This window comes from Pseudoalteromonas sp. TAE79 (assembly GCF_000498015.1).
Taxonomy (GTDB): Bacteria; Pseudomonadota; Gammaproteobacteria; order Enterobacterales; family Alteromonadaceae; genus Pseudoalteromonas.
Map to the genome: position 1 here is coordinate 20434 of NZ_AUTL01000197.1, position 7797 is coordinate 28230.

Annotated in this window: 7 protein-coding genes; 1 reads left to right on the forward strand and 6 read right to left on the reverse strand. The window is 41.2% G+C overall.

From position 1 onward, the window contains the following. Nucleotide 1: 1 nt before the first annotated feature. The 6 genes from L655_RS0114900 to L655_RS0114925 all read right to left on the reverse strand — a co-directional run bounded on the left by L655_RS0114900 (nt 2) and on the right by L655_RS0114925 (nt 6458). The gene (locus L655_RS0114900) at nt 2-571 is read right to left on the reverse strand and encodes a Maf family protein (RefSeq protein ID WP_002958404.1); all 570 of its coding nucleotides are present in this window, start codon (nt 569-571) and stop codon (nt 2-4) included. Next, nucleotides 571-1050, reverse strand: a complete 480-nt coding sequence (gene mreD, locus L655_RS0114905; protein WP_002958403.1) for a rod shape-determining protein MreD — start codon at nt 1048-1050, stop codon at nt 571-573. Before mreD ends, L655_RS0114900 begins: the two co-directional genes overlap by 1 nt. Then, complete coding sequence (gene mreC / locus L655_RS0114910) at nt 1043-1885, reverse strand: rod shape-determining protein MreC (protein ID WP_173400216.1); 843 nt, start codon at nt 1883-1885, stop codon at nt 1043-1045. The genes mreD and mreC overlap by 8 nt, the downstream gene beginning before the upstream one ends. Then, entirely contained in the window at nt 1885-2928 is a 1044-nt protein-coding gene (locus L655_RS0114915) for a rod shape-determining protein (protein ID WP_002958401.1), read from the reverse strand. Before L655_RS0114915 ends, mreC begins: the two co-directional genes overlap by 1 nt. 133 nt (nt 2929-3061) lie before the next feature. Continuing rightward, complete coding sequence (locus L655_RS0114920) at nt 3062-5110, reverse strand: formylglycine-generating enzyme family protein (RefSeq protein ID WP_024605452.1); 2049 nt, start codon at nt 5108-5110, stop codon at nt 3062-3064. 121 nt (nt 5111-5231) lie between these two features. Next, nucleotides 5232-6458 carry a DUF6701 domain-containing protein gene (locus L655_RS0114925; protein ID WP_024605453.1) on the reverse strand — a complete coding sequence of 409 codons (1227 nt, stop codon included), beginning with the start codon at nt 6456-6458 and terminating at the stop codon, nt 5232-5234. A 97-nt stretch (nt 6459-6555) separates the two neighbouring features. Between L655_RS0114925 and L655_RS0114930 the strand changes: the two genes are divergently transcribed. Beyond that, on the forward strand, nt 6556-7773 hold the full coding sequence (locus L655_RS0114930) for an IS4 family transposase (protein WP_125825536.1): 1218 nt from the start codon (nt 6556-6558) through the stop codon (nt 7771-7773). Nucleotides 7774-7797 lie beyond the last annotated feature (24 nt).

A 7797-nucleotide genomic window follows, 5' to 3' on the forward strand; every position in this document is an offset into this window, starting at 1 on the left:
GTTACCTTCTTAAGAATGTTTTTAATAATTGTTCGGTTTCATATAAAGGTAAGCCTACAACAGAAAAATAGCTACCCGCAATGTGAGTTACAAAGCGGCCGCCTAAACCTTGGATACCGTAGCCACCGGCTTTATCTTGTGGCTCACCTGACTCCCAATAAGCATTAATTTCTTCATCTGTTAAGGTTTTAAAAGTAACATCTGTGCTTACAACACAGCTAAGCACATCATTTTGCGTCGCAAATGCAACTGCGGTAAGAACTTGATGCGTGTTACCCGATAGGCGTTTTAACGTGTGTGTAAAATCGTTTTTATCGCGAGGTTTACCCAATGACTCGTTATCTATAACAACCACGGTATCACTACCAAGTACAGGGCGATCGGTATATCCAAGCTCTACACCGCTTTGGGCTTTCAAGCGCGCTAAACGCTCAACAAGTGCTCTAGGTTGCTCGTTTGGAAGTGGGCTTTCATCTGCATCAACACTAAATTGTGTAAATTCGACACCTAATTGGCTTAATAACTCTTTACGACGGGGAGAGGCTGATGCCAAATATACTGCGGTAGTCATTACCTGATCCTAAAATGTCTGCGATATTTACGAAGTAGTAAAAAGACCCAAAACCAGCTAACCATTCCGGTTGCTACTGGCCATAAGTACTGTGGATTAAAATAAACCCCTAACAAAAAGTGATTTAGCCAAAACTGCATTAAGTGATACAGCGTTAAAAATAAACCAATTAGTAGGCTTTGTTGCCAAAGCGAAAAGTTACGAATTTTTTGAAAGTTGCTCGCGGTTACAAAAATACATACCGAGAATGTAAGCGAGTTCACGCCCAGCGGTGAGCCAGACGCTAAATCTATTAATAAACCAACGACCCAAGCAGTACCAATATTTAAACGATGCGGTACTGCTAGCGACCAATACATAAGTACAAGTAAAACCCAGTCAGGTCTAAATGGCTCAAACGAAAATGGAAGTGGCATTAGTGCCATTATTAACGCAAAAAAGATGCTTAGCGCAATTAACAATGAATAACGGTTAATCATCGCTGATTTGCTCCTGTTGATTACGCCATAAAATAACCAGCAAGCGAATGCGATCTAGTTGCGCAATAGGTTCTGCAAAAACTTGTGCAAACGGTCGCCCTTCATCACGATTTATTTCAGTTACTACTGCCACCGGGTATCCTTCAGGGAATGTGCCCCCTAAACCCGATGTAACAAGTACATCGCCAATTCGCACATCTAAACTGTGTGGAACGTGAGAGAGCTTAACGACGTTAATTTTACCTATGCCTTCAACAACCGTTCGTACATCGTTACGAAGTATACGCACAGGTGTGGCATGTGTGGTGTCGGTCATTAGTAGCACGCGTGAAGTTGTTGAACCAACCTTTGTAAGCTGCCCTACTACACCCATTTCATCAATTACAGCTTGGCCTTCACTAAGCCCGTCAGTTGTACCACGGTTAATAACAACCTGATGACTATACGGGTTTGAATGTACAGAGAGTACCTGAGCAATTATTTTACGATTTGATTGCTTTGCAGATGAGCCTAATAAGGCACGCAGTTTTTGATTTTCTCTGGCTAGAAATTGATACTGCTGAAGTTGCTCGCTTTGTAGCATTTGCTTTTTTTTCAGCGCTTCGTTTTCAGTAAGAAGTTGATCCCGCGTATGCAGGCTTTTAGCACTTAAGCTAAATAATTCGTAGGGTAAATTAGCAACATAGATTAGTGGGCTAACTAGAGTATTAAGGCTGGTACGAACAACGGTACCACCTTGCGTATATCTGTCTCCAACTATGAGTACGATACTCAAAAGCACTGCGACAAAAAGTCGCAGTTGCAAAGAGACTGTGCGTCCAAACATTAATTTCATTAGTCGTAACTAAAAACGTCACCACCATGAACATCGATCATTTCTAATGCTTTACCACCACCACGCGCAACACACGTAAGTGGATCATCAGCTACAACAACCGGAATACCCGTTTCTTCCATTAATAAACGGTCTAAATCTTTTAACAATGCACCACCGCCAGTAAGTACCATGCCGTGCGCAGAGATATCTGATGCCAGCTCTGGTGGTGATTGCTCAAGCGCAACCATTACTGCACTCACAATACCCATTAACGGCTCTTGTAAAGCTTCTAGGATTTCGTGTGAGTTAAGCGTGAATGAACGCGGAACACCTTCGGCAAGGTTACGACCACGCACTTCAATTTCGATTGGCTCATCAGTTTTGAACGCAGAGCCAATTTGATGCTTAATATTTTCAGCTGTCGCTTCACCAATTAAGCTACCAAAGTTACGACGTACATAATTAATAATAGCTTCGTCAAACTTATCGCCACCAATACGAACAGATGATGAGTAAACAACACCGTTAAGTGAAATAATAGCCACTTCAGTTGTACCACCACCAATATCAACAACCATAGAACCTGTTGCTTCTGATACTGGTAAACCTGCGCCAATAGCTGCTGCCATTGGTTCTTCAATTAAGTAAACTTCACGAGCACCAGCACCCATTGCAGATTCACGTATTGCACGTTTTTCTACTTGAGTAGCACCACACGGTACACAAATTAGTACACGCGGACTTGGGCGCATAAAGTTATTGTTATGCACTTGCTTAATGAAGTGTTGTAACATTTTTTCAGTTACATAAAAATCAGCAATTACACCGTCTTTCATTGGACGGATTGCTTTAATATTTCCCGGTGTACGGCCTAGCATTTGTTTTGCTTCTGTACCTACAGATGCAACACTTTTAGGTCCACCAGCGCGTTCTTGGCGAATAGCAACAACAGAAGGTTCGTTTAATACAATACCTTCTTCTTTTACATAAATTAGGGTATTGGCTGTACCCAAGTCGATCGATAGATCGTTAGAAAAAATACCACGGAGTTTTTTAAACATGAGGCTGGATGACCTTTGAAATACGTTCTTATATTAGCTGCCTCACTTTAACATGCTCAACTATATGAGCAATATAAAGCGCAGCGCCTTTGTGAATTTGTGAAAAAAGGAAGCAAAGCTTCCTTAATTGAGTTTATCGTTCGCGAACTAAGCGAAAACCAATGTAGTTAGATCTAAAATCAGGCGCTAAAATTAAACGCGTAGATGCACGAGCAAGGCTTGGTGCAAAGTTCCACGCTCCGCCTCTTACTGCTACATCTGACTCACCTGATTCTTTATCGGTCCATTCCCATACATTGCCTACGGTATCGTATAATCCAAATGCATTTGGAGAAAAAGAACCTACTGGTGATGCACGTCTGTTTGACCATTCACTACCACACCAACCACAGTTAGCTAGGTTTTTACCAATTTCGTTACCCCAAGGGTATTCTGTTTCAGTTCCTGCACGTGCTGCGTATTCCCACTCAACTTCGTTAGGTAAACGAAATTGCTGCCCTGTTTGACCCGATAACCACTCAGCGTAAGCTTTTGCATCGTTATAAGTTAAACATACAGCAGGAAAGTCACTGCCTTGCTCAAAACCAGGATTACGCCAATTTAAATTTGCTTCCCATACTGGTTCGCCATTTAAATAATACGCACACCCTTTATTTTTTTCCGCTTGAGTTTTATAACCTGTATTTGCTACAAATTTTTCGTAGGCACCTACGGTTACTTCTTTACTTTGCATAGCGAAAGAATTTGCTATTACTTTTTCAATTACTGGACGTTCATTAGCTAAACCATTGCCATTGATATCGCCCATTTTAAATTTGCCTGCAGGAATAACGACAACCGGCGTTTCAACGTTTGCATTTAATACATTAACGTTTTCACTAACCTGGCGTGTTGTTACTTCTGGTTGCTCTCGAGTATAGGTCGGTGCAGCAATCGACTTAGGCTTTTTTACCAAATTTGCATTAATTGTTTGTGCTTTATTCAAATCAACACGAACTTGATAAGGCTTATAGCCAAGTTTACGTATTTCAATGTTGTGAATACCCGGCGGTAAACGTGTGATCAAGCGTGTTGAGCCAAAGCTTACACCATCGATAAACACTTCATCGTCGTATACGTTTGATCGTAATGTCAGCTCTATTGATTGATCCTTCTTCTTATTAAGGATAGAAGGGTAATCTTTTTTCACCGATGCAGGTTTAACTGAATAATCACGTACTGGCTGCTTTTCTAAACGAGAAACCGACACCGTGTTACTATTATCCGCGCTATTACTGAATGTTAACTGACTATCAGTAAATGTATTGTTATACGCTGGTTGATAAGCAGCAGTAAGTGGCGTGCCGTACTCAGAACAATAACGGTTATCAATGCTTAATAAGCTACATAAACGGCTACTGTTTACTTCGCCGCGCATGGTTACGCTTAAGTTAACGTTGTAGTTACCTTGGCCGCTAAATGCACTGTTAACTACATGGCTACTTAATATTTGTACTTGAGCGCCCGCCAAATTACGTTTTGGCTCAACAATGCGCTCTTCTGTTAAGTTTGCAAATATTTGATCTACAAAGCGTTTAGTTGCTTTTTGTAGCCCCATTTGCTGACCGCGTTGCTCACACGCCGCTAGCGTTTCTGTTCGCTTACAGTTAATCGTATGGTTAACTTCAAGCGTGCCTTCACGTGTAAACTCGTTACGTAAACGCTCTACTCTGGCTGTAGTTAACTGCTCTTTTAAACTTTCTAAAGTATTTAAAAGCGTATGCTTAGCAACACGAATTTGCTCTATATCTTTACGGTGGGATGCAATTGCCGCCAACTGCATAGAAATATCATCTTTATTTTGCTTATGATCAATCACCGCTTTTTGATAGCGTGATTGAGCCGCACTAATATTAATAGTGGGATCGTCAATTAAACGACGGTACATTTCGTTCATCGCATCGAGCGCTTGGTTTTTTTCTTTATCTAGCTCTGTAGAACGAGAACGAAGTAGCTCTAGTTGATTTTGTAACTGACTTTCTTCTTTAAGATGTTTTTCAAGTATTCTTGTCGAGTTATCGTATTCTGTCTGTTTAACACTAATCTCTGACTCAATTCCAGTTACTGTAGCTGTGTCTTGTGCAAATGCACTACTAGCTAACAAACTAGCTGAAATTAACAGAGATAAAGGAGTAATTCGCATATATTCCAGTCCCAAAAAGCGGCAATTATTTGGTCGTTATTATTTTTTATAATTAAAGCCTTATGCTATGTACTTGCAGCACAAAACACAAGCTTTGTTCAATTATTATCTTAGTTTACAACTATTCGCGTGTTTCACGCCAGTAAATAACCCGATCATTTCCTCGAAAGCGTCCAAATTGTAAAATAGTACGAGGATCAAGCTGTGTTTCATCCCCCTGCCAATCCCACTTTAACCAATCATAAGTATTATATTCTAAGGTAAATTCACCCAAACCATTTGGCTGTGCATAAATACCATTGTTTGCCGGATACACTCCCGCCTCTAACTGGCCAGATACACCCGTTCCATATTCATAGGCTAACTGCGGGCTGTTAGGTGATATTTGAGTGATTTGGGTATGATCAAATACACTACAGTTATCTTCTGCGTTATTTACAAATCCACTGCCGTTGTAATACTGAGCCTGCATAGGAATAAGTAAAGGGTCGAGATCGGAGCCTGCGTTATTACCAAGGACTAAGCGTCCAAATTTAAACTCTATTGGTAATGTATTTAGTCTTACGCTATTACAGCCACCCGAGCATGCTGCTTGTGTATTAGGTTTATCATTTGCATCAATGAGCGTTGCTCCTTCTATGTTAGAAAGCGTTGCCATTAAACTCACCATAGCAAACGGTCCATCTGCTTGCCCTACACCTAATCTTTGAAGTGTCGTGTTAAGTTGGCTCATTTGCCACTGGCCGTCACTTATATCTCCCCAGTTATTATTTCCTAGGTTTACTAATCTGCTAGCAAAATTAGTTGCGGGTACATAGTTAGCTACTTCATTATTTTCGGCATTAACCTCTACACTGGACTTATCAAAGCCCTCTTTATAATTAGCCATTAGCTCACCATTTTGATTTAGCGCTTGTACTGTAAAGCCAAGTTCAAAAGGTTGATCAAGGTAAGTTAAATTACTGCCGTATTGCGTGCATTGTGCGGCAGCTTGAACCCCCACTACCTGAAACTGCGAAGGTGCAAAACGACCAATATTATATAATTCACCTTTTACATCTCCCGCGCCAAAGTAATCGGCATCTTGCAGACCTGCTGTTAAATCAATGATGCCAACTTGGTCGTAATTATACTGCGATATAGATTCACTCAAACTGCCTGTGTCACTAAAGGCAACAGTGCTCATCGCTTCAAGCGTACCTTGAACGCCTGGCGTAGGCGCTTTAAGTAATGCCTCTACAAGTGGTTGCTCTGTAATAAAGTGCTTGGCAATGGTGTTATTTATTATATTGCTGTAGTTATCTGGGTAACCATCGTTGTTAGTGTCTTGCCCTGTTTGCCATTGCACCCTAAAGTATCCCCAGAATTAGCCTTTACATATCAATGAACTAACAGTATTAAAAAATGTGGGTAGTGAGGGAACATTCATGGTGTTTTGTGATCTTATGAATCGCTTAAAAACAACAGAACTAAACACCATGAATGCGTCTACTATTTTGCACAATATGCTCCGCGCTGTCACCCCTAACTCTATTCATAAAGCCAGATTTAATACTCTAGTCGCTGCCGTTAAATCTCTTTTGCACTGTCAGCAATGCACCTTGACGTCTATCGGCCGCAATTTGGATTCAAAAACAACTGAAAAACATGATATTAAACGTATTGACCGACTACTCAGTAACAATGAGCTTTTGCGTGAATCGATATCGGTTTATGTTCGCTTAACCCGTTTTGTGGTCACTGAAAAGCATCCCGTCATTTTGGTCGATTGGAGCCATGCTGATACACAAACCAAATACTGTATTCTGCGTGCCAGCATTGTCAGTGAAGGTCGCTCTTTAACCCTGTATCAGGAAAGTGCATTCAGCTTTCAATATCATTGCCCAAAAGTGCAAAAACGGTTTTTAAAGATGCTCAAACTGATCTTGCCGAGTGATTGCCGCCCCGTGATTGTGACGGATGCGGGCTTTAAAGTCCCCTGGCTCAAAGCCGTGCGGAACAATGGCTGGCATTATATTAGTCGGGTTCGTGGTACGGCACATTTGAAAACGCAGGACAGCGATGAGTTTATTCCATGCCAGTCACTATTCAAGAACAATCAGCGTAAGAGCCAGTATCTTGGCGCGACCGAGCTGACCAAAAGTGCAAAATATCAAACTCATGCAGTGTTGGTTGGCAAGGGACATAAGTTATTAAAAAGAGATAAAAAACGCGGTTATAAGGAGCCTTGGCTACTCGTTTCTTCTCTTCCAAAAAGACACCACTTTCTCGAAAAGGTGCTCAAGCTATATGGAATGAGAATGCAGATAGAGGCAGGGTTTCGAGACCAAAAAAGTGTTAGGTTCGGCTTAGGCTCAGATCTGCACAGAACGAACAAACTCTATCGATTAGACATACTTTTACTGCTCGCAACATTGGCTCATTGGTTCTCAATGATGCTGGGTGCTGTGATAGACAAAGCAGGAAAGACAGGGGCTTTTCAAGCTAACTCAAGCAAAAACAGGCGAGTAGTGTCATGGGCATTTGTTGGGTTGCGATACTTCAAAAAACAGTCCATTAAGCTGCGGCGGCGAGATTACTTGGAAGGGCTAGCCTATTTCGTACAGGTGGTAGTGCAACTCGATTGGAAAAATATGGATGTGAGTGATGTGATTGAAATTTAATAATTATTTTTGGGGATCCCTTAG

Coding starts and splice junctions, on each gene's coding strand:
- L655_RS0114900 (WP_002958404.1), bottom strand. CDS start 571: ATGACTACCGCAGTATATTTGGCATCAGCCTCTCCCCGTCGTAAAGAG.
- mreD (WP_002958403.1), bottom strand. CDS start 1,050: ATGATTAACCGTTATTCATTGTTAATTGCGCTAAGCATCTTTTTTGCG.
- L655_RS0114930 (WP_125825536.1), top strand. CDS start 6,556: ATGAATCGCTTAAAAACAACAGAACTAAACACCATGAATGCGTCTACT.
- L655_RS0114920 (WP_024605452.1), bottom strand. CDS start 5,110: ATGCGAATTACTCCTTTATCTCTGTTAATTTCAGCTAGTTTGTTAGCT.
- mreC (WP_173400216.1), bottom strand. CDS start 1,885: ATGAAATTAATGTTTGGACGCACAGTCTCTTTGCAACTGCGACTTTTT.
- L655_RS0114915 (WP_002958401.1), bottom strand. CDS start 2,928: ATGTTTAAAAAACTCCGTGGTATTTTTTCTAACGATCTATCGATCGAC.